Annotated in this window: 22 protein-coding genes and 1 pseudogene; 13 read left to right on the forward strand and 10 right to left on the reverse strand. The window is 54.0% G+C overall.

The window, feature by feature from the left end:
* The first annotated feature begins 17 nt into the window (after positions 1 to 17).
* Positions 18 to 833: a diaminopimelate epimerase gene (locus J7M22_11275; protein ID MCD6507185.1), complete on the forward strand. Its 816-nt coding sequence runs from the start codon at positions 18 to 20 to the stop codon at positions 831 to 833.
* Between the two features lie 73 nt (positions 834 to 906).
* Here J7M22_11275 and J7M22_11280 read toward each other — a convergent pair whose 3' ends face one another.
* On the reverse strand, positions 907 to 1,647 hold the full coding sequence (locus J7M22_11280; protein MCD6507186.1) for a LamG domain-containing protein: 741 nt from the start codon (positions 1,645 to 1,647) through the stop codon (positions 907 to 909).
* A 227-nt stretch (positions 1,648 to 1,874) separates the two neighbouring features.
* Between J7M22_11280 and J7M22_11285 the strand changes: the two genes are divergently transcribed.
* From J7M22_11285 to groL, 3 genes are all read left to right on the forward strand, one after another.
* A complete protein-coding gene (locus J7M22_11285; GenBank protein MCD6507187.1) occupies positions 1,875 to 3,500 on the forward strand; it encodes a glycosyltransferase family 39 protein in 1,626 nt (541 codons plus the stop codon).
* 150 nt (positions 3,501 to 3,650) lie between these two features.
* Positions 3,651 to 3,938: a co-chaperone GroES gene (groES, locus tag J7M22_11290; GenBank protein MCD6507188.1), complete on the forward strand. Its 288-nt coding sequence runs from the start codon at positions 3,651 to 3,653 to the stop codon at positions 3,936 to 3,938.
* A gap of 14 nt (positions 3,939 to 3,952) precedes the next feature.
* On the forward strand, positions 3,953 to 5,542 hold the full coding sequence (groL, locus tag J7M22_11295; protein ID MCD6507189.1) for a chaperonin GroEL: 1,590 nt from the start codon (positions 3,953 to 3,955) through the stop codon (positions 5,540 to 5,542).
* Between the two features lie 14 nt (positions 5,543 to 5,556).
* On the opposite strand, the gene J7M22_11300 is transcribed toward groL, so the two are convergent.
* From J7M22_11300 to J7M22_11315, 4 genes are all read right to left on the reverse strand, one after another.
* Positions 5,557 to 5,841: a EutN/CcmL family microcompartment protein gene (locus tag J7M22_11300; GenBank protein MCD6507190.1), complete on the reverse strand. Its 285-nt coding sequence runs from the start codon at positions 5,839 to 5,841 to the stop codon at positions 5,557 to 5,559.
* A gap of 59 nt (positions 5,842 to 5,900) precedes the next feature.
* A complete protein-coding gene (locus J7M22_11305; GenBank protein ID MCD6507191.1) occupies positions 5,901 to 8,075 on the reverse strand; it encodes a thermonuclease family protein in 2,175 nt (724 codons plus the stop codon).
* A gap of 99 nt (positions 8,076 to 8,174) precedes the next feature.
* The gene (locus J7M22_11310; GenBank protein MCD6507192.1) at positions 8,175 to 9,230 is read right to left on the reverse strand and encodes a hypothetical protein; all 1,056 of its coding nucleotides are present in this window, start codon (positions 9,228 to 9,230) and stop codon (positions 8,175 to 8,177) included.
* A 2-nt stretch (positions 9,231 to 9,232) separates the two neighbouring features.
* Complete coding sequence (locus tag J7M22_11315) at positions 9,233 to 10,483, reverse strand: hypothetical protein (protein ID MCD6507193.1); 1,251 nt, start codon at positions 10,481 to 10,483, stop codon at positions 9,233 to 9,235.
* Positions 10,484 to 10,625: 142 nt separating this feature from the next.
* Here J7M22_11315 and J7M22_11320 point away from each other — a divergent pair, with 142 nt between their 5' ends.
* The 9 genes from J7M22_11320 (at position 10,626) to J7M22_11360 (ending at position 21,375) form a co-directional block, all read left to right on the forward strand.
* Positions 10,626 to 11,543 (forward strand): hypothetical protein, encoded by a 918-nt coding sequence (locus tag J7M22_11320; GenBank protein ID MCD6507194.1) that lies wholly within the window; start codon positions 10,626 to 10,628, stop codon positions 11,541 to 11,543.
* Positions 11,540 to 12,715 carry a GNAT family N-acetyltransferase gene (locus J7M22_11325; GenBank protein MCD6507195.1) on the forward strand — a complete coding sequence of 392 codons (1,176 nt, stop codon included), beginning with the start codon at positions 11,540 to 11,542 and terminating at the stop codon, positions 12,713 to 12,715. The genes J7M22_11320 and J7M22_11325 overlap by 4 nt, the downstream gene beginning before the upstream one ends.
* The gene (locus J7M22_11330) at positions 12,712 to 15,015 is read left to right on the forward strand and encodes a hypothetical protein (protein ID MCD6507196.1); all 2,304 of its coding nucleotides are present in this window, start codon (positions 12,712 to 12,714) and stop codon (positions 15,013 to 15,015) included. Before J7M22_11325 ends, J7M22_11330 begins: the two co-directional genes overlap by 4 nt.
* Positions 14,990 to 15,694 (forward strand): tRNA1(Val) (adenine(37)-N6)-methyltransferase, encoded by a 705-nt coding sequence (locus tag J7M22_11335; protein ID MCD6507197.1) that lies wholly within the window; start codon positions 14,990 to 14,992, stop codon positions 15,692 to 15,694. The genes J7M22_11330 and J7M22_11335 overlap by 26 nt, the downstream gene beginning before the upstream one ends.
* A 75-nt stretch (positions 15,695 to 15,769) precedes the next feature.
* Positions 15,770 to 16,411 (forward strand): hypothetical protein, encoded by a 642-nt coding sequence (locus tag J7M22_11340; protein ID MCD6507198.1) that lies wholly within the window; start codon positions 15,770 to 15,772, stop codon positions 16,409 to 16,411.
* Positions 16,412 to 16,417: 6 nt separating this feature from the next.
* Positions 16,418 to 17,338: a TIGR01212 family radical SAM protein gene (locus J7M22_11345; GenBank protein ID MCD6507199.1), complete on the forward strand. Its 921-nt coding sequence runs from the start codon at positions 16,418 to 16,420 to the stop codon at positions 17,336 to 17,338.
* A 66-nt stretch (positions 17,339 to 17,404) separates the two neighbouring features.
* The gene (gene trxA, locus J7M22_11350; GenBank protein ID MCD6507200.1) at positions 17,405 to 17,734 is read left to right on the forward strand and encodes a thioredoxin; all 330 of its coding nucleotides are present in this window, start codon (positions 17,405 to 17,407) and stop codon (positions 17,732 to 17,734) included.
* A 9-nt stretch (positions 17,735 to 17,743) separates the two neighbouring features.
* Complete coding sequence (locus tag J7M22_11355) at positions 17,744 to 19,615, forward strand: DUF4445 domain-containing protein (protein ID MCD6507201.1); 1,872 nt, start codon at positions 17,744 to 17,746, stop codon at positions 19,613 to 19,615.
* Positions 19,616 to 19,650: 35 nt separating this feature from the next.
* Positions 19,651 to 21,375 carry an FAD-dependent oxidoreductase gene (locus J7M22_11360; protein ID MCD6507202.1) on the forward strand — a complete coding sequence of 575 codons (1,725 nt, stop codon included), beginning with the start codon at positions 19,651 to 19,653 and terminating at the stop codon, positions 21,373 to 21,375.
* 18 nt (positions 21,376 to 21,393) lie between these two features.
* Here the strand turns inward: J7M22_11360 and J7M22_11365 are convergent, their stop codons facing one another.
* From J7M22_11365 to J7M22_11385, 5 genes and pseudogenes are all read right to left on the reverse strand, one after another.
* Entirely contained in the window at positions 21,394 to 22,326 is a 933-nt protein-coding gene (locus J7M22_11365) for a DUF1565 domain-containing protein (protein ID MCD6507203.1), read from the reverse strand.
* 245 nt (positions 22,327 to 22,571) lie between these two features.
* Positions 22,572 to 23,735: an aryl-sulfate sulfotransferase gene (locus tag J7M22_11370; protein MCD6507204.1), complete on the reverse strand. Its 1,164-nt coding sequence runs from the start codon at positions 23,733 to 23,735 to the stop codon at positions 22,572 to 22,574.
* A 207-nt stretch (positions 23,736 to 23,942) separates the two neighbouring features.
* Entirely contained in the window at positions 23,943 to 24,224 is a 282-nt protein-coding gene (locus tag J7M22_11375) for a metal-sensitive transcriptional regulator (protein ID MCD6507205.1), read from the reverse strand.
* Positions 24,221 to 25,031: pseudogene (locus J7M22_11380) on the reverse strand (HAD-IC family P-type ATPase). Before J7M22_11380 ends, J7M22_11375 begins: the two are co-directional and overlap by 4 nt.
* Before the next feature lie 21 nt (positions 25,032 to 25,052).
* Positions 25,053 to 25,181, reverse strand: coding sequence for a heavy-metal-associated domain-containing protein (locus J7M22_11385; GenBank protein ID MCD6507206.1), 129 nt, complete (start codon positions 25,179 to 25,181; stop codon positions 25,053 to 25,055).
* Between the last annotated feature and the right edge of the window lie 295 nt (positions 25,182 to 25,476).

Consider the following 25,476-nt stretch of genomic DNA (forward strand, 5'->3'; position numbering starts at 1 on the left):
TGGATAGAATACCGTTCATGAAGCTGAGCGGCGCAGGGAACGATTTCATCATAATAGATAACCGAAGCCGTAAGCTGCCCGAGGACGAAGGGGAACTGAGAAGGTTCATCATCAACGTCTGCAGGAGAAGGGTCTCCTTAGGCGCCGATGGGCTGTTGGTCGTGGAGGATTCGGATGTGGCCGACTTCAGGATGCGTTACTTCAACTCGGATGGGAGCGAAGCTGAAACATGTGGCAACGGCGCGAGATGCATCTCGCGTTTCGCATACCTGAACGGCATCGCTCCGGAGAAGATGCGATTCGAGACCGTGGCCGGCATATATGACTCCGAGATCATAGGGGATAGGGTTAAGGTCAGGATGAGCGATCCGAGCGGGGTGAGATTGAACTTCCCGTTAAAGCTCTCCGATGGGATACATATCGTCAGCTTCATCAATACCGGCGTCCCACATGTCGTCTTCCTCCTCGACGACATCGAGGAGGTTGATGTGGTAAAGCTCGGCAGGGAGACGAGATACCATGAGGAGTTCGCGCCCGCCGGAACCAACGCCAACTTCGTTAAACCCATCGATGAACACAGGATGCTGATCCGAACCTATGAGAGAGGCGTGGAGGATGAGACGCTCGCATGTGGCACGGGATCGATCGCGTCGGCTATCGTCGGCGCTCTCCTGGGATACGTGAAACCTCCGGTGGAGATGCATACCCGCGGCGGGTTCCTCCTTAAGGTGTATTTCGAGATTGAAGGTCAAAACGCCAGGGATATCTACCTGGAGGGGGATGCCAGGGTGATCTGCTCCGGAGAGCTGAGAAGGGAGGCGTGGGATTACTGATCTCGGACGCGCCGGGATCGCCTTGCTCAGCTATCCAGCGATCAAATTCCGCCGAGAGCCGCCTGTTCTGTGGTCACCTTGACTTAACCTTACCCCATATCAGTGGAAGCTTGCCGGAAGGCTCAACGGCGGCGGGCTGAGTTGCCTGACCGATCTCGCCCTCGCTCAATACCCTATTCCAGAAACGTACCTCGTCGATAATACCCTTAAACATATCGTCGCCCCAAGCAGCAGGCCAGCCGACCCAGAGACCTATGCCGAAATGGTTTTGAACGTTGGGTATCGGCTTCGCTCCACCCTTCTCATCCACGAGCTTACCGTTGAGAAACATCCGCCTATTACCGCTTTTCACATCCCAGGTCATCGCCACGTGCGACCACTGTTCGACCGGTATTGTCACATCGCTCACCCAGTCATCACCCCATATGACCGATTTGAGTTTCAAACCCGTGAAGAGGGCCATGCCATATCCCTCGAATTGACCGAATATACAGCTTCTAGTCATATCGGTCGGGAAGACCCAGGCAGCTATCGTCGCCCCCTCCTTCGGCGTCATCTCCTGGGAGTAAGGGATATCAACTATGGAATCGACGCCGTTGAATTCCAACGCCTTGCCATACTTCTCATCCACCCACTTGGTGTTTTTAGCCGTTCCGTCATGACCGTTACCGGAGACATCCTTAACCTTGTCGCCGTTACCTTCGTCCATAGGCCAGTATCCTACCAGTCCGTTCTGTAAGTCGGACCAACAGGGCAGGGTAAAGATCAGCATCCCAGCTAAAAGCATCACACGGAAAAAGACATCCTTTCGCATCTTAAAACACCTCCTATCCGAGATTTCACGTTAAAATTTTACCTTTCCTCTAGGGGGAAGTCAAATTCAAGGGCTTTTCAACGCTTTGAAATAGCCACAAAAAGTTAATCTCTCCGTTCTCCCTGTCTCGGCGGTTTTAAATCATTGAAAACCCCTATTCGTCAGGCTTGACCTTACCTGAGGATTAGCATACACTAAGATGGGGAAACAGTCAAGAGAGGTGAGAGATGCGAGCGACCTGGGTGATCGCCATCGGTTTTTCAGGGTTCATCCTTTCCCTGCTTTTAAGCTGGCTTTACTTTGATCTCTCCTATTTCGAACCTGATACCGCCTCATATCTGTTTCAGGCGAAGCTTTTCGCCAGGGGAAAACTCTGTCTGCCCGCCCCGCCCGAATATGGTCTCTCGCCATCCCCCCACATAAACATCCTCAACGGCAAGTGGTATTCGAAATATCCGTTCGGAAACGCCTTGATGTTAACCCCAGGGGTTTTCATAAATGCCCCTTGGCTGATCCCCGCCATAATGACCGGCTTTGTGCTGTGGTTGCTTTACCTGATAGTCAGGGAGGCATATGGAGAAGGGACGGCTCTGCTGGCATCCATTTTAGGACTTATATCCCCCGCAACGCTTGGCATGGGGGCGACCTGGTTCAGTGAACCCGTAAGCAGGTTCTACCTTGCGCTTTTCCTGCTCGGCCTCTTCAGGATGGTCAGGAGTAGAAGGTGGATCTATGCCTTTCTTTCGGGCTTCGGCCTCGGATATGCCTTTAACACCCGACCCGTTCCGGCGGTGGCGTTCGGGCTCTGTGGAGCCGGATTTCTGATCTACCATCTGATTCGATCGCCGAAGAGGGCGTGGCTGATAAAGCTAATCGCTCTTTCCCTGATTCCCTTATCGTTTATGATCGGGCTTACGATGGCATGGAACCTGTATTTCACCGGCAATCCCTTTAAATTCACCCATAACGCAGCTCAGCCTTATGATAGGATGGGATTCGGCAGAAGAAGCGAGGGGTATGATCCCGACCTGGAACATGCTTTCATCTTCACGCCCAAATGGGCCTTTGAGAGGATCTGGCGACATACGATACCATGTGTGAGTTTTAACACGCTGGGATGGGGATATTACCGTCCCGATCTGTTTCGCTCGTTTTGGAGGGGGGGTGAAAGGCTTCTGGTCTTGAGGGTCATCCCGCTTGCTTTTCCGATTATCCTGATGCTGCTACCGTTCATCCATCGATCGCGGAATAGATATGATCTGTTCTTCATCTCCCTTTTTCTGATGACGCTTTTCATCTACTCTTTCTTTTATTTTGAAGGATCGACATGGGGGATCACACCGGTCAATGCCAGGTATTATGCCGAGTGTACGCTCTTGGGGATAATCCCCCTCATCGCCAGGGGAATGATCATAACATATAGAGGACTGAGATCGCTCGGCAGCAGGTCGTCGAAGCCGGTCAGGATGATCGGAGGGGTGTTGATCCTTTTTCTTCTCTGCGCTTTGACTGCCAATACGGTCTACTCTTATATCCTCTTCGCTCGTCCTTTCAGAAATTGGAGCGACGTCTATCAGAAGCTTCCGAAACTGGTTAAGGGGAAAGAGATACATAACGCCGTTATTTTCATTCCGCGCTCTAGGAGCGCTCCTTTGGGGGATTATCCGTTCGAAACACTTCAAAAGGCTGACATAGTTTATTTTAAGCTGGGGCCATCCAAGGTATGGAGGTTGACCAACAGCGATTGGAGGGAGATCTACAGGCGGTATTTCAAAGGTCGGAAAGCCTACATCTATGAGGGCGGGAAGCTGAAACGTCTTCTCATACGCAAGCGAGATGGATGTCAGAAGTGATAAGAGGAGATTGGAGCGTGGAGAATGGAGTATTCTGCCAGCTTCTCATCCTGGTTGACTGATCGGGTGGCGAATGATATAATTAATTATCGCTGTTAGCACTCTCTTAAGATGAGTGCTAATAACACCCATGGGATTAGGAGGAGAACGATGAAGATAGAACCGCTTGCCGATCGAGTTGTAGTTGAGCCCGTCGAAAAGGAGGAGGAGAAGATAGGTTCTATTATCATCCCCGATACCGCAAAAGAAAGTCCGATCGAGGGGAAGGTCGTGGCGGTCGGCCCCGGCAGGACGTTGGAAAGCGGTAAACGGCTTGAGATGGCCGTTAAGCCCGGAGACAGGGTCCTCTACAACAAGTTCGCCGGGACGGAGGTTAAAATCGAGGGGAAAGAGCTCCTTATCATGCGTGAAAGCGATATTCTGGCGATAATCGAGTGAGGAGGGATTCAGATATGGCAGCGAAGCAGTTAATATTTGACACCGAGGCGCGTAACGCCCTGAGAAGCGGCGTCGATATAATGGCCAACACCATAAAGGTTACACTTGGGCCGAGAGGCAGATATGTCATATTGGAGAAGAAGTACGGCCCCCCGGTTATAACGAATGACGGCGTTACGATCGCTAAGGAAATAGAGCTTGAGGATAAATATCAGAACGTCGGCGCTCAATTGATCAAAGAGGCCGCGACCAAGACAAACGACGACACGGGCGACGGAACCACAACTGCCACCGTGTTGGCCCAGGCGATGATCCATGAGGGGATCAAAGCGATTACCTCCGGCGCGGATCCGATGACGGTCAAGAGGGGCATGGATATAGCTACCGAAACGATCGTCAAGAAGCTCAAAGAGATGTCCCACCCGGTTGAAACCAACGAACAGGTGGAGCGGGTCGCTACCATCTCGGCCAATAACGACCCGCATATCGGTAAACTCATCGCTGAGGCGATGGAGAAGGTCAAAAGCGAAGGGGTCATCAATGTTGAGGAGGGCAAAGGGCTTGAGACCACCTTGGAGTTCGTCGAAGGGATGCAGTTCGATAGAGGCTACCTCTCCCCCTATTTCATCACCGATCCCGACAGAATGGAGGCTGTCCTCGAAGATCCCTTGATTTTGATATATCAGGGTAAGATCAGCTCGGCTGAGAACCTCGTCCCTCTGCTTGAGAGCGTCGTCCACCAGGGCAAACCCCTTTTGATAATCGCGGAGGATGTCGAGGGAGAGGCGCTTGCTACCCTTGTCGTCAACAAGATAAGGGGTATCCTCAACTGCGTCGCCGTTAAAGCGCCGGGCTTCGGTGAAAGACGGAAGGCCATCCTCGGCGATATCGCCACCCTGACGGGCGGTCAGGTCATATCCGAGGAACTGGGAATCAAGCTCGAAAACGTAGTGATCGGAATGCTCGGCAGGGCCGATAGGGTTGTGGTGGATAAGGATTCGACCACTATCGTCGGAGGAAAAGGCGACCAGAAGGAGATCGAACTCCGGATACAGCAGATCCGAAAGCAGATCGAGGAAACCACATCGGATTACGATCGGGAGAAGCTTCAGGAGAGGCTGGCGAAGCTGGTCAGCGGTGTGGCTGTGATCAATGTCGGGGCGGCGACCGAGATCGAAATGAAGGAGAAGAAAGGACGTGTGGAAGACGCCGTATCGGCCACAAAGGCCGCCGTAGAGGAGGGAATCGTCCCAGGAGGAGGCGTCGCCCTTCTCAGGGCAGCGCCGGCACTGGATGAGTTGAAACTCGATGATGATCGACAGATCGGTGTCGAGATCATTAAAAGGGCTGTTGAAGAGCCGATCAGGACGATAGCCGAGAACGCCGGCGCCGACGCATCTCTGGTCGTCGGAAAGGTCAAAGAGGGCGAGGGTGGATTCGGATTCAACGCCGAAAAGGGCGAGTTCGAGGATCTGATTCAGGCGGGCATCGTCGACCCGACCAAAGTCGTCAGAACCGCCTTGCAGAATGCCACCAGCATAGCAGGTTTGCTGCTCACCACCGAATCGGTGATAACGGAGAAGCCCGAGGAAGAGGAGGAATAATCACGGGGCGGATCTCACTCCGCCCCATCCGCCAGATCTACCCTGTCTATTATACCTATGACCAATTCTCTTATGGGCGCACAGTCCAGCTTGAACACCTCTCTCGCAACGCCCGGTCCTGCCCCTACCATGACTATATCCCCTTCACCTGCCCCGACATAATCGATGGCTATCGTGCTCTTCCCATGGGGCTCCATCGTATGTGGGTCCACAGGTTGAACCAATAACAGCTTGCGGCTCCCATAAGCGCTATGTTTGGCAACTGATACGACTTTACCGATAACCTTGGCTATATACATCCCACACCCACCGGCTCGAGTAATCTGTCTCCACAATATACAATTTCAAGCCTCCGAATTCAAGGTCGGATCAGACCGACGACCTTTCTCAATATGATCGCCGCATCCTCCCTCTCGACCTTTCCGTTACCGTCTACATCGGCCGATCGGATCTGTATCATGTAAAGGTTTTCGTATCCGAGGATATATCTAAGCACCAAAGAGGCGTCGTATGCGGTGATTTCACCGTTGAGACTGACATCCCCCATCTCAGGCGGTCCGATCGAGTTCGGAAAGCCCGGGGTTCCAAACGGCTCCAAGCTCGGGTCCCAATTGGCGTCATCTCCTCCGCCGATGGAGCTATCGCCGACGTTGATCACCTGGGAACATCTTCTTTCAAGCGTCCTATCGGTGCCGTCCGCACCTTTTTTATCCCAACTTAACCTGTAGATAAGCCCATCCTGAACCCTACCCACATCGTCCTTAAGCCAGAGCACAAGCCCTTCGGCAGGGCTGTAGCTGTTGATCAGAGATAATCCCTTCAATTTAAGGATCGTAACGTCCGGCGGCACTGAGGGGTATATCGAGCGAAACGTCGCCTCGTCCGTTCGCGCCAGGATCAGATATCCATGGCCTGGGATGACCGCTTCCGGCAGCTCGATCTCCCTCGATGTGGTTATCAGCTTCCATCCGCCGACGTTCACCGGATACCCGTTTAGATTATAAAGCTCGATGAATTCACCCTGAGAGTCCCTCACCGATCCAGGGTTGGGATTTATCTCATTTAGGACGATCCCTTCCGAGAGAAGATTCGACCAGATACCTCTGCGCTCCGATCTCGCCTTCACCTCCAGGTCTTCCCAGGCGGAGAAGTTCAGCATGCTGTTTCTGAAGAACATCCTGGAGGCGAGTCCCTCGCTCAGCAGGGTAGCATTCAGGTTTTCGCCCTCCCATATCACGACACATAACAGCCTGTTATAATTATCCCGCTGGAACCTCTCATCGGAGCTCATCATGAGGATCACGCGCTTGTCCAACGTTTTATCCAATAGGGATTTCGCCTCCAGAGCAAAAGGTTCGGGATTTTCGTTGGGGCCGTTTATCTCCGGAGCATTGATCCCAACCAGGCGTATAACCTCTTTCCTCCCATCATCCAGGAGCACCGAGATGGTATCACCATCATAGACCGCTTTGACCTCGCCTTCCATCTGAACGGCGTTCTCCATCTTGATCAGATCCGTCTCGGATTGCGCTCCGCCAGGCGACCGGAACACGTGGGATCCATAGCTGCTGATCGGGATATGATGTTCGGCCCCCTTCATTTCAGATTCGCCGAGCTTCACAGTTGCGTCGCCGCGAGCGATGATGATATATCCCAGGCCGGGGGAGATGAGGGTTTCACCTAAGGTATTGCCGGGGGATGGGATATAGGATCTGAATTTCCCCGTTTCGGGATCGATCCAGATGATGGCGGAGATCTGGCCTCCTGACATCCTTGACAGTTCCTCCATTCTCAATCCCAACCTTGCGGCGGGATAGGCAGAGATCAGGTTCAATCCCCTCCTGAGCTCGATAACGTTCCGCCTCCAAGGCATGCCGCGAAGCTCGATATGTTTGGCTCTTTTCACTGAGATCAGATATCCTTCGCTTCCATCCACCATCTGATCCTCCTGCCCGGGCCTGTAGATTTTAAATCTCCGATCGGATGGATCGAGGCGAATGATACAGTTCAGATCATCCCCTATCATATCGGCCAGATCTCCAAGCTTCATCCCATCGGGCGGATCAAGGGGGATTGAGATGAGGTTTAGACCGGCTCGCAGATTTAGCGAGATGGTGTGCAGGAAGGTCACCGAACCCGAATCGATCTCCGGCGTTATCGTCTCATCGAACAGGGGCCGTTCGACGGATATCTCGCCCCTCATCCCCGGCTCGGCTTCCCCGGATAGGATCAGATGAAGTCTCAGCAGCTCACCCTCTTCCATCGGCACAGGAGAGGCGAGAGCCACCCTGATTCCGTTGGTTCCGGAAGCGCTGAGGAGGAGGGCATCCTGGGGAACCATCTTCCCAGCTTCAACCCCATCGCATGATACGAGGTCTGGATCAAAGGAGAGAATCATCTGACAGGCGATAGCGCCCCCGAGATCAACCCTCACCTCAGCGGTTGTATCCTCGCCCGGAACCCCCCATAGATCGGGGAGGTCGATAAAGATGGAGGGGATGAAGAGAAGAAAGGATAACATCCCCCATAACATGGATGCCCTCCTTTCCCCGCCATGCTGAAACGGTCATTCGTTATCATCTATAGTCATTTAGAATGACGGCGAAGCCGATTTCTCAAACTGAGGATGGCATCAATATGCCCCATATTCATGGACGAGCTCGATCACGTATTTATACCTCTCGAAGCTGACGTTATCGGGAACGGAATGATCGGAATGGTAGATATAGCCGCCTCCCTTTTTGGCGAAGGTGATTTTGGTTTTGATCTCCTCCTCGATCTCGCGCGGGTCCTCAGCAGCCATTTTCCGCACGTCTATCCCGCCCATAAAAGCCAATGTATCGCCATATGATTTTTTAAGCTCGATGAGGTCCATCCCCGCTTTCACCTCCAACGGTTGAAGACATGTGAACCCCGCCTCGATATAAAACGGCACGAATGCCCTAACGCAGCCGCAGCTATGAAGAATAATCGGCATGTTTTTGCTCTTGAAGAAATCGCAAAGCATCTTGTGATATGGGAAGAGCAGCTCTTTATATGCGGCCGGGGAGAAGAGGGTGGCGTTTCTATATCCGTTATCGTCGAACAGGAAAGCGCCGTCGAACTCGAATCCTTTTGCCATCATCTCCTCGGCGCATGCGATCACGAGCTCGGCATTGGCGCGAAACATATCTTTCACCCATTCCGGATCATCCAGCATCGCCATGAGCAGATTAACGGAGCCGACCAGGCCTTGGGTCCTGTCATAACCCACCGCCGCGTTGAAGGTTACGAAATATCCCTGTTCCCGCGCTTTTTTACACGATTCAACGGCATTCCAATTTATCCTGGAGTCGTTATAGGTCATCCGTTCCCTGTACTCCTCCCAAGTCCTGCGGTCTCTGATGAGGAAATCCCTCTTTTCGGGTGTAGAGGTACGGTGTTTCCAGTTTTTGACCACAGCTCCGTCCGAGTCGCGCACGATCCTGTATTCCTCCGTCTCCTCTATCACCTCGGTTGGAAGCTGGAGTGTTATATCGGCGCCGAAGCCGACGAATTCATATCCGAAGTACTGGTGTGGGGAGACACCCTGGGGTAACCCTTCCCTATGCCATCTGGTTGCAGTGGTGCCCCAGGGTGAATCGTGTATCGGAACCCTATCCGGCTCTTTATGATTGAGGGCCAGGAGGACCCTCTCCCTTGAAGTCATCCTCACACCTCTATGACCTGTCCGTATTGGCTTATCGCCGTCTTCCATCCTTGATAATGCATGTGTCTTTCGCCCACGATCGGCTGTGTGCTGACCACCTCGACCGTTCCGGTCACATCCTTGAGCCTATCGTCGGGCACCGTCCAGAACCCCATCGGTCTGGCTCTGCCGGAGAACTGATGTCTTATCTGAGCGGTGTTTCTATCGCGGGCCACGAAGGTGATGATGGCGTCAGCTTCGCCGACGTTGAGAAACCTGAACCAATCGTAGGCGCCGGAGTAGACCTCGGGGAAGAAGAGCCTCTTGCCGACGGAACCCAGCTCCAAAGCGGCCCCTGGGAAGGAAAGCACCTGTGTGCCGCCGTGCTGATGTCTCTCGCCGACGATATACTGGTCGCTTCTGACCTCCAGGGAGACATCTATGTTTTTGACAGCCTGATCCACGGGTGGTACCCAACACTGGAAGGGCCTGAGGGTTCTATCCTGAGACCACACCGTCTTGCCGTTTTGATCTCTGGCGATAACGGTGACCTTCGCCTCTTTCGGCCCGACATTAGTCAATATCACCCAATCGTACCACTGTCCCGGAGCTATCTGGCCGAAGAAGATCCTTTTCGGCTCACCCAACGAGCCGTCTATCACCTGTCCGTATTGGCCGACGGCGCTTTTACCTCCTTGATAGTGGGAGTGTCTTTCGCCCACGATCGGCTGTGTGCTGACCACCTCGAGCGTTCCCGTGACGTTTCTGATCTGGGCATCGGAAAGCGTCCAGAACCCGCTTGGCCTGATCCTGCCCGAAAACTGCCCCACCACTCTGCCCGTGTTTCGATCATGCGCTATGACGTTGACTATAGCGTCTGCCTCACCGAGGTTGAGAAACCTGATGAAATCACCTATGTAAGACGCGACCTCCGCGAAGAAAAGCCTTTTGCCCGCTGTGCCTAACTCAGGAGCAGCGCCGGGAAAGTCCAGGACCTGGGTACCAAGGTGACAGTGTCTCTCACCCAATATCGGCTGATCGCTCATGACCTGAAGCGAGACGTCTCCTCTTCTATCGGCCACCCCTTCGGCCGGGACAACCCAGCACTGGAAGGGTATAAGGCTCTTCTCAGCCGACCAGACGGCTTTGCCGTTTTGATCACGCGCTATAGCTGTAACCTTTGCCTCTTTAGGCCCGACGTTGACCACCTCGACCCAATCTCTCCAGCCGCCGGCGGCTATCTGAGGGAAATAAATCCTGTTCGGTGCAGGCATCTCTCATTCCCCCTTCTGGATTGTTTTCCTTACCAACACGGTAATTTTATCACACTCGATCGAAGGGCGCAAGTTCTCTTGACTTCCCCTTGCCCCTCTGCTAAAATATCCTCGTCCGTTGGGATGAGCGAGGGGATAGGAAATGGCCTTCACAATAAAAGATTACATGGATCTTGTTAAACTTTTAGTTGAACATCCGGAGTGGAGATCAGAACTTCGGAGCCTGGTTCTATCTGAGGAGTTGCTAAATCTGCCGGAGATAATCCGGCAGCTTGTAGATGCCCAGAGAAGAGGCGAGGAAAGGCTGACCAGGCTTGAGGAGACTGTAACGGCGCTGGCTGAAGCTCAAAGGAGAACCGAGGAGAGGTTAGGCAGGCTTGAGGAGACTGTAACGGCACTGGCTGAAGCTCAGAGGAGAACTGAGGAGAGGTTAAGCAGGCTTGAGGAGACTGTAGCAGCGCTGGTTGAAGCCCAGAGGAGGACTGAGGAGACTGTAGCAGCATTGGCTGAAGCTCAAAGGAGAACTGAGGAACAGATCGGGGAGTTAACCATAGGAGTCAGGGACTTGGCCGAAGGACAGCGACGCCTGTGGGATAGATTGGGCAGAGTTGAGGGACGAACTTTGGAATTGGAGTATCGGGAGAAAGCCCCCGCGTATTTCAGCCGCGTGCTGCGAAGAACGAGAGTGATAGATAGAGCCAGCTTGGTCGATATGCTTGAGGAGAAACTGCCTCTTGATGAACTGGGGGACGCGCTGCTTGTCGATCTTGTGGTGAGCGGTCGGCCTCGAGGGATAATAGATAAAGAGAGGCTTTTTCTCGCCATTGAGGTTTCCTCCGTCGTGGATGAGGGGGATGTCGCCAGAGCGAGAAGAAGGGCCGGGTTATTAAGGAAAGCGGGGTATTTCGCTGTTCCCGTGGTCGCGGGTGAAGATATGACGGGGGAAGCGGAGCTTGAGGCAAGGGAACAGGGAGTAGCGATATTGAGGGATGGGAGACTCTCTCTTTGGGATGAGGCTATCAGCCATCTGATCAATTCTCAGACGGGGGGGAAAGCGTGATTGAAGTTCGGGGCATAAGGCCTGACGAGATACCGGACGTCCTGGAGATGGTGCCCAGGGTTATGGGGGCGCCGAAGGAATACTTCGAGAGCGTCTGGCGCAACTCCCCCGGCTCCAAGCCTGAACACTCCAGGGTGGTTGTCATCGACGACCAGTACGTCGCTCATATCAGGCTCCACGATAGAACCATAAGGATCGGGGAGGTAACCCTTCGGCAGGGCGGGGTGGCAGATGTATGTACCTTGCCCGAACACCGGCGCAGAGGTTATGGCAGAAGGCTGCTTGAGGACGCGGCACATTACTTCCTGCGGGAAGGGTATGATATCAGTATAATCATCTCCGGCGTGTTCCACTTCTACCTCAATTGCGGTTACGAGAGATATCCGCTGATCAGATATAAGGTGAGGGTTGACGATTCCGCCCTAACCAGGCCTTACGGGTATCACGTCAGGCGGTTCGAGCGGGATAACGACCTGGCCGCCGTCGCCGACATCTACGAGGTTTATAACTCGTCAAGACCGCTCACGTGCGTAAGATCACATGAATATTGGAGGAGGCATTTCTGGTGGATAAGGAGGGAGACGGAGGACGGTTTTTATGTCGCCGAGCACAACGATCGGATAGTCGGATATATCCGAAACGGCCCATCGGCCACGCTTGAGATCGGATACCTACCTGAACATGAAGGGGCGGCAGTAGCGCTTTTCGAGGCGACCATGCGGCTGATGGCCAAAAGACGGCATGAACAGATTACCGTTGCCATCCCCTCCGACGATCCGCTGGTCAAAATCATCAAAGAGAGGTTTCAAACCGAGGAGGAGATATACGAGACTACGCTCGTCAGGTTGATAAACCTCCCTCAACTTCTGAAGAAGCTATCACGGCATATGAGCCTGAAACTCGCTGAGAGCGGATATGAGGGCAAGATGAAACTCGGATTTCAGATCGGGGGACATGAGGGCGGGCTGATCGTGGAAGGATGCAGGGTGAAGGCGTTGGATCATCCGCCCGAAGATGGCGAGCTGATTCAGACGAACCAATCCGAGTTCATGAAGCTCATTACCAACTGTGATTTCGAGCCTCAGATAGAGATATCCCAGCGGGCTCTTGAGATATTCAAGCTCGCCTCACCCGATAGAAAACCCATCTTCTGGCCGATAGATGTCGTATGAGCTCATACCTTATCTGCCTGGCGACCATATCGATAGCGACGTCGGCCCTTCAGTTTATGCCGCTTCTCGGAAGGCTCGGCTTTGAGTTTTCGGCTGTATCAGGGCTGATCGTCACCCTTGGATCGGGTTTCGTATCCGTCGTACGTGTTCGACCGGCATGTGCCATCCTGAGCCTCTCCACCTCGACATCCGGTGAGAAATTGGCCTCGCTCGTATTGGGTTCGGCCCTCCGTTCCCTTCCCGTTCTTTTCCTTCCGTTGATAATAGCCCTGATCAGATCGATCTTCGTCGGCATATGTGATTTCAAAGAGGGGATCGCCTTTTACCTCCTTATACCGGGCGTCAGCATGATATACGGCGTGTGCGTCGGGACGTTTTTCGGACTGCTTGTCAGCACATCCCTGCGCGGATATCTGATGTTCCTGGGATATATCCTCCTCACGCTTATCTGGGCGGGGTATCTGTTGATCTTTCAGCCACAAACCTTCGTCTATAGCTCCTCCTTCGGGTTCTTCCCCGGCCCGATCTATGACGAGAAGGTCTCGATAACCGGCACTTTAATCGTCGCAAGGATCATTGCGCTGGTGATCTCAGGGCTGTTTTTTACCCTATCGCTCAATCTGCTTGATCCGGATAACATGGGATTCGATTTCGGTCAGCTGCTGGGCGGCAGTAGCGATCTGCGGGTGGTGATAGATAGAATCTGGCTTGCGTTCTTCACCCTGGCCTATCTGATACTCTTCTTCCTCGGACCTCAGCTCGGCGTTCGATCCTCACGCTCCTTCATCCGTAAGGAACTGGGAGGGGTTTACGAGACGGAGCATTTCAGGATATACTATCCGAAGGGCACAAAGGCAGAACGGGAGATAGAGCTCATCGCAAGGGATCACGAGTTCAGGTATTACCAGCTTTCCCGTTATCTGAAAGTCAAATCGCGGCGGAAAATGGGCTCATACATATACCCCTCGCCCGATGTCAAGAAACGCCTGATGGGAGCAAGGTATACTTCGATCGAGGATCCGATCGGATATGAGATGCATCTGAACTACTCCGATTTCCCCCATCCCGTTCTCAAACACGAGATGGCCCATCTTCTGTCGGCAAATTTCCATCCTATCTTCAAGATGAGCATCAGGATAGGGCTGCATGAGGGTCTAGCGGTCGCTGCAGCCTGGGATGGGAAACGGTTAACGCCACACCAATGGGCGAAGGCGATGGAGACCCTCGGCGTCCTTCCCCCTATGAAACGGCTGATGGGAGCCGTGGGGTTCTGGACGGAGAGCGCATCACGGGCCTATATGGCGGCGGGATCGTTCGTGAGATTCCTGATCGATCGATACGGCATAGATAGGTTTAAGATCGCCTTCCCGACGGGCAACTTCAAAAAGGCCTATGGCAAGAAGATGGATAAGCTTGTGAGGGAGTGGCTGGGTTTTCTGAAAGGGGTGGAGCTCTCCGAGGATGATCTGAGCTATGCGAGGAATGCCCTTTTAAGGCCGTCGATCACCCGAAGACGGTGTCCGCATGAGCTCGCCGAGGTGATGGATGAGGCATGGGGGAGGTTCAAGGAGAAGGATTATGCCGGTTCAGCCGAGGGATTCCGAAGAGCGTGGAAGCTCAACGAATCCGATCCATCCCCGCTTTATCCCCTGGCTCTCAGTCTCTTCAGGTTGGGCGAGAGAAATGAGGCCGAAAAGGTCGCCCGAAGGCTCTTGAATCATCCAAATGCCACCCCCGCTCAGAAGGCCGCGGCCTGGGAGCTTATAGGGGACATACGCTGGATCGAGGGGAAAAGGGATGAAGCCATATCTCTTTACGGATCGGCGCTTGACCTCCTTCCACCTCCACCGACAAGACGGGAGTTGAAGGTGAAACTGACCGCTCTGAGATCACCTGAGGGAGGGCGGTTCCTCATGGAATCGCTGATCTCCGACTCGGAGATGTCCGCCAAAATGAGCGATCTGATGGAGGCGATGAAGTTCGAGGGGTTAAGGGAGATCGCCCTATACCTTACGGGCAGGTGGCTTTTCATATCGAATGAGTTCAAACGCGCCCTCAGATATCTCGACCCGCTGACGACCTCGGCATGTCTATCGCGCCTGCCCGATGATAACTTCAGGTATGAGGTATATAGGATGAAGGGAATATCGCTTTACAGGATGGGGCGGATCGATAAGGCCATGAAAGCCTTCGAGAAGATGAAGATCTTCGCCACATGTCAGGCCGAAAGATATCGAGCCCAAGATTGGGCCGAAAGATGCAGGTGGGAAAGGGATGTGCGTCAGGGTAAAGGAAGATGAAGTGATCGACACCATTATATCGCCCCGGTTGAAGGTTATTCAGAAACGTAAGGGGCCGAAATTCGCCGTGGACGCCGTCCTGCTGGCACAATTCACAAAGGTGAGCTCGGGGGATAGAGTCGTCGACCTTGGAACGGGAACCGGAGTGATACCACTCATACTGGCCCATACGACTAAAGCCGGTCAGATCATCGGGGTGGAGATCCAGACTGAGCTGGCGGATATGGCCGGGAGAAGCGTTCTTCTAAACGGGTTACAGAAGAGGGTGGAGATAATCGAAGGGGACATCAGGAGGATAGCCGATATCCTACCCGCCGGCAGGTTCGATGTGGTCACCTGTAACCCGCCCCATAGATCCCCTGAAACGGGTAGAGTAAGCCCGAATCCGGCTATAGCCATATCGAGACACGAGATCTTAGGAAGGCTGGAGGATTTCGTCGCCGCCGCGGGATATCTGCTTAAGAACCGGGGACGGGCCGTTTTCGTCCATAGGCCTGAGCGACTTCCGGATCTGCTTGAGTTGTTCCGAAGGGAGGAAATCGCCCCCAAAAGGCTCAGATTCGTCCATCCCATGGCGAATCGCAACGCCGAGCTGCTGTTGTTGGAAGGGATCAAGAAGGCCGGCGAGGGAATGATCATCTTGCCCCCTCTTTTCCTATCCGATGAGGAGGGCTCATAACCGCTTGACACCTTCTCGGGGGCTGGATATAATCATCTGCCACCACCGCGGCAGGAAAGATCGGGAGGATACACCATGAAGGAGATCAGAATAGTCGCATTCGGAGATTCCATCACCAACGCCTCGAATTTACCGGAGGAGCTTTCTTATAGGAAACTCGTCGAGCATGAGCTGAGAAGGAAAACGGGGAGGGATGTTCGAGTGATAAACGCTGGAGTTAACAGCGATATAACCACGCTGGCGCTTCAGAGAATCGAGAGGGATGTGTTGAGCCATCGGCCGCATATCGTCACGGTGATGTTCGGCGTTAACGACGCCGGATTCTTCCGTCCTGACGGCCCGCCTGCCGATACACCCAGGGTCTCTGAGGAGGATTTCACGGGAAACCTGATTCAGATCGCCGAAAAGATAAGAGAAAGCGGAGCGATACCCGTGCTTGTCACTCCGCTTCCCATGTCGCCTAGCTATCCGTTGGCCGACCTTCCGGCCTACCTGGAAAACGGGCTCAACTACCTTGTGGATAGATATGCCGATATCGTTCGATCGGTTGCCTCGATGATGCATCTCCCCCTGATCGACGCACATCGATATTTCAGCGATCATCGCGAAACACAGGAGTTCCTCCCCGATGGGATACATCCGGATAGGAGGGGACATGAGACCATAGCGAATCTGTTCACGCCGGTGCTCGCCGATCTGATAGCCCGTATGGGGTGATCCCGGATGCGTGGGAGAAGATATCGATCGTTCAGCGCGTATCTCAAAGAACAGTTTGGATGTAGGGTTCATAAAGTTACCGTGGATGCCGGCTTTACCTGTCCGAACAGGGACGGCACGCTGGGCCGAGGCGGATGCGTTTATTGCGATAGCTTCGGATCGGGATCAGGAGCTCATTCCAAAGGTATAAGCGTGTCGGAGCAGGTGAAAGCGGGAATCGAGTGGGCGAGACGACGGTACAAGGCGAAGAAGTTCATAGTCTATTTTCAAGCCTTCACCAACACCTACGCCCCGATCGATAAGCTGAAGGAGATCTATGACGAGGGGATCGATCACCCCGATGTCATCGGTATATCCATAGGCACACGTCCCGATTGCGTGCCGGATCAGGTTCTGGATCTGATCCGGAGTTATGCCGAGAGGATGATGGTATGGCTCGAGCTCGGTCTGCAATCGGCGAACGTCGAGACCTTGCGCCGGATAAACAGAGGTCATGGCGTGGCCGAATTCGTGGATGCCGTTCTCAGGGCGAAGAGGTATAGGATCAACGTATGCGCTCACGTGATCATCGGGCTGCCCAGGGAAGGACCGGAGGACTTCGAGGAGACCGCCAATCTGCTGGCGGCGTTACAAATCGAGGGGGTCAAAATTCACTCGCTTTACATACCCAAAGATAGCGCCCTTGCGCGGGATTATCTGGCCGGACACGTGAGACTGATGGATAGAGAGGAGTATGTGAGGTCAGTCTGTGACTTCCTGGAACTTCTTCCCCCACATACAGTTATACAGAGGCTCACAGGTGAGACCTCTGCTGACAGGCTCTTAGCCCCCGATTGGGTTTTGGATAAGCGCAGAACCATCGAGATGATAGAGGAGGAACTGGAAAGGAGGGGAAGCGCTCAGGGTTCAAGATGCAAATTTCTGTAATCCGTATCCCCTATATGTTATAATCTTAGGCGTGTTTTCAACTTCTCGTTTTGAATGAGGTGTGAGATGGCGCTCGGCAACATAACACATGTAACCAGCGATAACTTCGAACAGGAAGTGATTCAGTCGAATCTGCCCGTTCTGATCGATTTTTGGGCGGAATGGTGTGGACCGTGCCTTATGATCGCCCCGATAATCGAGCAAATCGCCCAGGAGTATGAGGGCAAACTCAAGGTGGGAAGGTTGAACGTGGACAAGGACGGCCCTCTGGCTATTCGATACGGGATACGGGGTATACCCACGTTGATACTCTTCAAGGGGGGTAAACCCGTCAGTCAGCTCGTCGGCGCCGCGCCTAAGAGCGAGATCAAGAGATGGCTTGACGAACAGATATGAGGCGTTGAGATGAGATATAAAGTCACCTTCCAGCCGATGGGTAAGGCCGTCGATGTGGAGGAGGGAACGACGGTTATCGAGGCGGCCAAAATCATCGGCGTCATCATAGATTCCCCCTGCGCCGGCCGTGGGAGATGCGGCAAATGCAGGGTGATAGATCAGACCGGGAAAGGTCTCAGTCCCATAACGGATCAGGAGAAGAAACTTCTCTCACCACAGCTGTTAGCCAGGGGGTTCAGGCTTTCCTGTCTAGCGCGGGTTGTGGGCGACTGTGAGATTTTCGTACCGGCGGCCTCTCAGCTCGAAACCGGCAAGATCCTCACCTCCGGCCTTATACCTCTGGGAGCAGGTGAGATAAAACTCTCCCCAGCTGTCCGAAAGAGATTCGTCAGGGTCGAGAGACAAACCCTGCAGACACAAACATCCGATCTGACCTCCCTCAAGATCGCCCTGAAGGCATCGGGGGAGAGGATGGAGGGGTTGAAAGCCGATCTGGAGGTGCTGAGAAGGTTGCCGGCCGTTCTGCGGGATTCCGATTTCGAAGTCACAGCCGTAATGAGGGGAGATGAGCTTATAGGGGTTGAGGTGGGAAATACTGAGAACAGGCTCTACGGGTTGGCCCTGGACATAGGCACCACCACCGTGGTCGGATCGCTCGTCAACTTGATCACCGGAGGGGAGGTCGCCGTTTCCTCGGAGATGAATCCACAGGCCGTCTACGGCGGGGACGTGGTCTCCAGGCTGACCTACGCTATAGAACGGGAGGAGGGGCTGGACGCACTGAACGATAAGGTTGTGGGCGTGATAAACAAGATCGTGGACGAGCTTATAATCCTCTCAGGCGTAGATCGAGAGTCGATATACGATGTGACGGTGGTGGGCAATTCAGCGATGCATCACCTCTTCCTTAAGATCCCACCACATCATCTCGCCGTTCTGCCCTATGTGCCGGCTGTGAGCGATCCGGTCGATGCACCCGCCTGGAAGCTGGGGATCAAAGTCAATGAAATGGCCAATGTGCATTACCTACCGAACGTGGCCGGGTTCGTCGGCGCGGACGCTGTGGGGGTGATCCTGGCGACCGGCTTGGGCAGGAGGAAGGGGTTAACCCTTGCGATAGACATCGGCACCAACGGGGAGGTGGTCCTCAGCAACGGTGAAAGAGTCATGGCCTGTTCCACCGCAGCTGGCCCCGCCTTCGAGGGCGCTAACATCACCCACGGAATGCGGGCCGCCCCCGGCGCCATAGAATCGTTCAGGATCAGGGAGAACGGTGAGATCGATATAAAGGTCATCGGCAACAACACGCCAGTTGGCATCTGTGGATCGGGAATATTCGATATAGTCGCCGAACTGTTGAGAATCGGGGTGGTGGATAGCTCGGGCAGGATGAGAAAGCGCGAGGAGCTTGAGGGGAAACTGCCCGAAGCTCTGATTGAGAGGATCGTTGAGGATGAGACGCACGGGCTGAGCTTTAAGGTCGCACGTAACGAAGAGGATCAGATATTGATCACACAGGGAGATATCAGACAGGTGCAGCTAGCTAAAGGCGCCATACGGGCGGGGATAGAGGTGATAATGAAGGAGATGGGCGTTAAGGCCGAGGATCTGGACGAGGTGCTGATGGCAGGGGCATTTGGGAGCTACCTGCGTAAGGAGAGCGCCCTCAGAATTGGGATCATCCCGCCGGTACCTGAGGATAAGATCCATTTTATCGGCAACGCCGCCATGGTGGGCGCCAAGATGGCCCTTATCTCGGTCGATATGAGGGAGGAGGCTCGAAGGATCGCCAGATCGGTCCGATATGTACCTCTGGCCACCAATCCGGAATTCCAGACTTATTTCATGGAGGGGATGTTATTCGGGGCGTCCGAGATTTAACGCCCTGATGAACATGAAAACGGGAGGATTGGTAGATGAAGTTAGTGATCGTAGGCGGTGGCGCTGGCGGCCCGACGGCAGCTGCTCGCGCAAGGCGATTGGACGAAAACGCCGAGATAGTGATGTTTGAGCGTGGTGAGCACGTCTCATACGGCCACTGTGGCCTTCCTTACTACATCGGGGGTGTGATAGAAAATAGAGAGGCCCTTCTGATCTCCACCCCGGAGAGGTTCAGGGAGAGATATCGGGTGGAGGCACGGGTGAAATCCGAGGTCAAGGCCATAATCACCGATGAGAAACAAGTCGAGGTTCTCGACCTCAGCACGGGACGGACATACCGCGAAAGCTACGACAAGCTCATACTCGCGACCGGAGCCAGCCCGATCAAACCGCCGCTGCCCGGGATCGACATGGACGAGATCTTCACGTTGCGAAACCTCACAGATGCTGATAGGATCGTCCGGTTTATCGAGGAGAGAAAACCCCAAAGCGCTGTCGTCGTCGGGGGAGGGTTCATAGGGCTGGAGATGGCTGAAAATCTGAGACGACGGGGATTGGATGTGACCGTGGTCGAGATGCTGGATCAGGTCATGCCGGTTCTGGATAAGGAGATGGCGGATACGCTGCATAGGACGCTGCTGATAAACGGGGTCAACCTTGCCCTTTCAGATCCCGTGATGGCCTTTGAGGGCCGGAATGGAAAGGTGTTGGTCAAGTTGAAAAGCGGTAGGGAGATACCGTGTGATATGGTGATGCTCTCCATCGGCGTCAGGCCGAACGTTGAGCTCGCCAGATCCGCTGGGCTGGAGATGGGCGGGAGAGGTGGGATCAAGGTGGACGATTACCTCCGCACCTCCAACCCAGATATCTACGCCGTGGGAGATGCCGTGGAGACAAAACACGTGGTGACGGGTCAGCCGGTTTTGATGCCGCTCGCCGGTCCGGCCAATCGACAGGTGAGGATCGCCGCCGATAACGTCTTCGGCCGAAACGTCAAATACAGGGGGACATTGGGAACGAGCCTGGTGAAGGTCTTCGAGACGACGGCAGGGGCCACGGGAGTTAACGAGAAGACGCTCAAATCGCTGGGCATACCGTATGAGAAATCCTACATACATCCCTCCTCACACGCCGGCTACTATCCGGGGGCGGAGGGGATGGAGATGAAGCTTCTCTTCTCGCCGGAGGATGGACGCGTGCTTGGGGCACAGATCGTAGGGGGAGAGGGGGTGGACAAGCGGATCGACGTGCTGGCCACGGCCATAATCGCCGGCATGAACGTGGAGGATCTGACATATCTGGAGATGGGATATGTGCCTCAATACGGATCGGCCAAAGATCCTGTTAACCTCGCAGGATACGTCGCCTCCAACATCCTCAAGGGCGATATGCCGGTAGCCCATTGGGAGGAATTGGACGAGCTGCAAAACAGCGGAGGACTCTTCCTGGACGTGAGGAGTGAGGATGAATATGCTGCCGAAGCGGTACCGGGCTCCGTAAACATATATCTGCACGATCTGCGGGATAGACTTGATGAGCTGCCCAAGGACAGGCCCATATATACCTACTGCGCCATCGGACTGAGAAGCTACATAGCGACGCGTATACTTCGCCAGCGTGGATTCGACGTCAAAAACATGAGCGGCGGTTTCAAGACATATAGGTGCGTCTGCCTGTACGACGGAGCAAAGACCAAACCTTCGAGTCTTTCCCCAGAGCTAATCTCCCCGAATGATAGGAAAGAACAGCAGCACCTGTAGGGGCACAGGCTTGTGCCCCTACGGCGAAGAATTAATCTTCACCTCAGCCCATAGGAGCGTGATCTTATCCTCCTTTCTCAATCCCATATCACCCAGCGGATCGTTCGTAAGCCACGGTTTGAAGAGCACCTTCCCCTCTATCGATTTGGGGGAAGGGCCTCCCGGATCGCCCCAGTAGTTTCCGATCGCCGATATCGCCTTGGCACCCTGGTTATGGATGTGAACCTCGTTAGCGATAAGGGAATTTTCGCCGAAATCATCCTCAGAGCCGAGATTTGGTCTTGCGTCTATGCTCATAAGACCGTATCCGTTGCCCTTTATCAGATTACGGCGCAGGACGGGAGCGGAGTCCACACACTGAACCCCTATCTCGTTCCCGATGAACGAATTGCCTTTGATGAGCATAACCCCTCCACCGGAAAGTATGAGACCCGTCCCGCTGTCGGCGAGGATCGAGTCGGTTAAAAGCAAATCGCCGTAGGATACCTGGACGCAGACGTTAAAGCTATCGGTTATACGGCAGTTGGAGATCTCGGCCGATCCGTTTGAGATCATCACGCCGTGATGAAAGCCGTTGATCTCCATATCCTTTAAGGTGAGGGAGGAGTTCTGAGAGACGACTCCGCCATGGCTCTCGTCGGTGCCTCCGATCATCTTAAACCCCTCAACGGTAACCCACTTGGCGTCCACGATCTTGATCATCTCCTTCAATATCGGTTTGCCCTTGCCGATCAGATGTAGCTGCACGTTGGGTTTGAGGATCAAGATGGTCTCTCTATAGGTTCCAGGGGATACCAGGATCGAATCGCCGTCCCCGGCGGCCTCGACGGCGGCACGGATAGTGGGGAAATCGCCCGGCACGAGGATCTCACGTCCGGCTGATGGGGATGAGATCGAGATGGTGAAAATCGCCGCGCATAAAACTGTGCCTATGATGCCAACGATCCTCATGAGCGATTCACTTCGAAAAAGCGTCATTTATAGTCACTTGTGGTCATTTATGGTCGTTTGTAGCCATTTTAAATGACAGCGAAGCCAGATGATCTATCATGCGCCTCAGGTAAATCGTCCACCGTCCATCGTCCGCGGTCTGCAGTAAAAATATCGGCGGACAGCCGACTACGGACGTTTCAATGACAGCGAGTGACCAAACCGCAGGGGGCAGATAATCAGTCAGAGCGTTTATCCCCTCCAAACTACTCTGAGGATGATCGGGCCTCGAGAAGAGGTCTGACGTATTCGGGGGAGTAACGCGTCGCCCTGTAAATCCCATATGTCCCTTTAACCCTGAATGGGCTTTTATACTCCCAAACGGTCTCCCCATCCCGTGTTACCTCGAAGAGCCTTCCCCGTCCCCCCTCACAGATAAATATGTTACCGTTTGGGAGCAACTGTGCGCCCGAGATATAGGCGCTGAAGAAGCTCTCAGGCGGCGTCGCCTTATACTGCCACACGATCCTCTCCTCGATAGGATCGAGTTCGATGATCCTCGACCATCCCCGTCTGGTGCCGTTATCGAATATGAGTATATGGCCGTTGGGGAGCATCGTCGGCTTATGTTGTCCATCCAGCTCGCCCGTCCCCCACGCCCAGACGATCCGGCCCGTATCCCTGTCTATCACGCCTATGATGTCGAGGCTCCTATAGCTGAACAGGATGTTTCCCTTTCGGAATCTTCCGTCTCTCCTGCCCGATGGATTTTCGGGGATCGATTCACATGTATTGTTGTGTGCCCAGTCGAACGTGAAATCCTTTCGGATCCTCTCCTCCACCTTTGGCCATCTATCGCCCAACAGCTCCTTAAGCTCCTCGATGTGATCCTCTCCGTGCCACTCCCACACCAGATTCTTGCTACGGGTGATCTCTATCATGTAAGGGCATCTCTTCAGCTCAGGTCCCAGCTCCGGCACCATCTTATCCATGATGCAATGGATCAGGATGTTGCCGTTATCCAACACTCTAAAATCGTGATCTATGCGGCAGTGGTAGTACCACACCACGTTGCTCTCCGGATCGATCTCCCTCAGCCCTGCTTTCGAGATATCGGATCTGTCGCGGGTTGAGTAGAGCAGATTTCCGTTGGGCAGGAGCTCAAGGAGCTGGACTGCCGTCTTGGCCGTCCACTCATGGACTACCTTTCCTCTCATATCGATCAGATACATATGAGCCACTCCACCGGGGCCCACCCGCGGGTCCTCATAGGTATGGCAGAACAGGGTATATCCGTTAAAAGCCTTCTCGGGTTTGTATATGGTAACCCCTCTTTCCTCCGTCCGGCTCTGTCCCCAGCAGAGGTTGAGCCCTATGACGGGCATAGCGGCCGTCACCATCAGAGCCAGATAACCGCCCATCAACTTCATTTTCTCCTCCTGATATTCAGCGATAATATAAGCGTTTAAGCTTGAGTGTAACCCAATAGGTAGCCAACTTGTTCTTCACATCCACAGGCAAGGCTGATTTTCTTCAGCTCCCCAGCTGGGATTGAAACCTCGATGTTTGGTTACAAAAATATCATACCTCCGGGCGCAAGTCAAGGAGATAATAGCGCTGGATTGTGAAGGGTTGAGCTATATGCCGCTGAACTTGGAGAACACCTCCACCAGCTCGTCTATCTTTTCCGATCTCTCCCTCTCAGATCCGGAGGTCATCGCCTCGGCGACACAGCTTTCGATATGTCGTTTGAGGATCACAGCGGCGAGGCTCTGAAGGGCGGCCCTTGCGGCGGAGATCTGGATGAGTATATCGACGCAGTACCGCTCCTCCTCCACCATCTTCGCTATTCCCTTTACCTGCCCCTCGATCCTCCTGAGCCTTCTCAAGGCCTCCAGTTTGGTTTTTTCGTCTATCATATCTTCGTCCTCCTCAGCAGATTAGCGTTGCTCACCACCGTTACGGAGCTGGTAGCCATGGCGATCTCGGCCAGGACGGGGTGCATCCATCCCATAACGGCGGTGGGTATCATGATCACGTTGTAGAAGAAAGCCCAGAACAGGTTCTGCTTGATCTTCCGGGATGTAGCTCTGCTCAGCCTTATCGCTCTGACGACCTCAAAGAGGTCGCCGCTAACCAGAATCACATCCGCAGCCTCTATGGCGATGTCCGTCCCGGTGCCTATAGTGATCCCCACGTTGGCCTGTGTCAGCGCCGGCGCATCGTTTATTCCGTCATGGCGACCGGCTCGAATTCCCCCTGTAGTTTCCGGATCGCCTCCACCTTCCCATCCGGCAGCACCTCGGCTAGGACGTAATCGACGCCGGCCTTTTCGGCTATCGATTCGGCGGTACGGCGATTATCGCTTCTCCCTCCAGCCTTTTTATCTCCTCGCTCAGGGGTCGAACGTCCAGTCCGTGATCGGCCATCAGCCTCTTCGAGCCGACCATCACCCGCCTATCCTCCACCTTTCCCGCTATACCTTTCCTCCGAGCGGAGTGAAATTCTGAGACCTCACCGAGCTTTATCCCTTTTTCCTCCGCCTTTTGGACTATCGCCTTTCCCAAAGGATGCTCGCTTCCCCGTTCGACCGATCCGTCCAGATAAAGCAGGGATTCCTCGTTGAACTCGTTGGCTGCCACCACATCCGTCACTTTCGGCTTCCCTTTAGTGAAGGTGCCGGTCTTATTGAAGACGATGAGCCTCACACCCTTTAAGGTCTGAATCGCCTCGAGCTCGACGGTAGCCTATCGAGAAGTCAGATTGACGTTCACCTCTCCCGTTCCCTTCACCCCTCTGAGGGCGTTTTCGACCTTTCTGGCACAGGCGGCACATGTCATGCCTCCGATGGGAAGCGTGACTCTTTTATCTCCCATGAGAATCATCCTCCTTACTGCTTTACCCCCCTAGGGTATATTGTAGCATACCGGTTTATCCCCTAGGGCTTTTCAATGATTGTATGATTTAGTATACTATCACAAAGACCACCAGGAAGGAGGTGAGAAAGATGCTCGTGGCGGGCCGATATGTCCATCCCAACAGCTTATTCGCCAGGCTGTCCAGAATAACCGACTACCGCTTAACAAGATATTATCACTGCTTATCCTGGCATCAGTCTGCGGTGAGAGATCGCTAAGAGGGATGTGGCTTTGGGCGGTGAACAGATGGGAG

The sequence above is a fragment of the Candidatus Poribacteria bacterium genome, assembly GCA_021162805.1.
Classification (GTDB): Bacteria; Poribacteria; WGA-4E; order B28-G17; family B28-G17; genus JAGGXZ01.